The organism is Helicobacter trogontum (genome assembly GCF_000765905.2).
Classification (GTDB): Bacteria; Campylobacterota; Campylobacteria; order Campylobacterales; family Helicobacteraceae; genus Helicobacter_A; species Helicobacter_A trogontum.
The window spans coordinates 1-1,392 of record NZ_JRPL02000086.1 but is presented as its reverse complement, the minus strand read 5'-3'; the positions used below and the strand labels follow the sequence as shown (position 1 = coordinate 1,392).

Below are 1,392 nucleotides of genomic sequence, written 5' to 3'. Positions count from 1 at the left end.
TATCAAAAAGGTAAAAAGCCTTATAAACTTATGGACATTTCAGCTCCAGAAGATGAAATCAATACTTATTTTAATATCACAAATCCAAAGTTTCCTAAAGAAATGGATGAAGAATGAAAAGTTGTATATTTATTAGTATTTTATCGCTAAGTTTAGGAAGCGTGATGATAGCGAATGATGTGAAAAATTGGGATTGGCATTATACAGATTGTAATTTTAAAAATGAGATTGATCCTAGCAAAACAGATACAGAAAACTGCGGTATGCCAACAATGATAGTTATAAAAGCAAAGAATATACAACAAGCATATCATCTTTTGTTATTACACGAAAAGTATGACAAAGAACTTTTGCCTAACAATCTACCAACCACAAATTACACATACACATATATAGAGTATGTGCTTGATGGAGTAGAGTTTAAAAATGTAGCTACATTCGTGTGGCACGATAAGCATAAGCTTCACATAAAGATTGAGTTTGCAGATGGTTGCACCAATCAATATTTTACTTTCTTTGATTTAGGCAATAATCAAATAAAAATAGTGGAGCAAAATGCTTCTTGTTAAACAATCTTAAATAAAGGAGAGCAAAAATGAAAAAGTTAGTGTTAATTATTGGTGTTGCATTTTACTTTTGTGCAGAATCTTTTGCAAACAATATAGAAATAAAATGTAATAAAAGTATGACTTGTGGTGATGATTATGAGTGTAATATAGAAAAATGTCTTATAAAAAATGCAAAAAATCTCAAAGAGGCATTACTCTATGATATAAGAAGAGAGGTAGAAGAAAAGAAAACGTATTCTCCTAGTAAATCTATGGCTTATGAAGCTATGTTGCAACTCGATTTGTTCAATGGGCAAAAAGCATACGATGTTTCAGTAAAAGTAGATCGCAGTATTGATAAATGTCGTTTAGGGGATTGTATAGAAGCTTATGGTTTGACCATAGAGAAAATGGATGAAAATGAAGTAAAATTAAAATATCAATTTTTCAGTGAGATTTATGAAAAAACGTATAAAAAAACAAAAGATGGCATAGAAGTCATAACTGAAAATTACATTTAGCCGCCTTGTGCCTAAAAGCATTGCATTTATATAGCAACTAAGACATAAAAGAACTATATAAATAAGATATATTATGATTAACTCGGTATTGCCAAATCGAGTATAAGAGGCAAAAACATTAAGATGAATAAAATAGGAAAAATATATCTTAATAGCAAATAGTGTGACTAAATGCAAAGAACTTCATGATATTGGAGCAACCTATGGGGTTTATAAGTTGCTAAAAGATGACCCACATTAGTCATTTAATAGAAAATAAAGGAGAATATATGCGGTTTGTGTTAATTATGCTAATTTGTTATGGTAGTTTGTTTGCACAAATA

The 1,392-nt window shown here is 29.5% G+C and carries 2 protein-coding genes; both read left to right on the top strand.

The window, feature by feature from the left end; translation table 11 throughout:
- Positions 1-113: 113 nt before the first annotated feature.
- Entirely contained in the window at positions 114-569 is a 456-nt protein-coding gene (locus LS81_RS10945) for a hypothetical protein (protein WP_034347347.1), read from the top strand.
- 26 nt (positions 570-595) lie between these two features.
- The gene (locus LS81_RS10940; RefSeq protein WP_034347348.1) at positions 596-1,069 is read left to right on the top strand and encodes a hypothetical protein; all 474 of its coding nucleotides are present in this window, start codon (positions 596-598) and stop codon (positions 1,067-1,069) included.
- The last annotated feature ends 323 nt before the right edge of the window (positions 1,070-1,392 follow it).

Excerpts from the sequence above, each read along its gene's own strand:
- LS81_RS10945 (WP_034347347.1), top strand. The coding sequence starts at position 114 with ATGAAAAGTTGTATATTTATTAGTATTTTATCGCTAAGTTTAGGAAGC.
- LS81_RS10940 (WP_034347348.1), top strand. The coding sequence starts at position 596 with ATGAAAAAGTTAGTGTTAATTATTGGTGTTGCATTTTACTTTTGTGCA.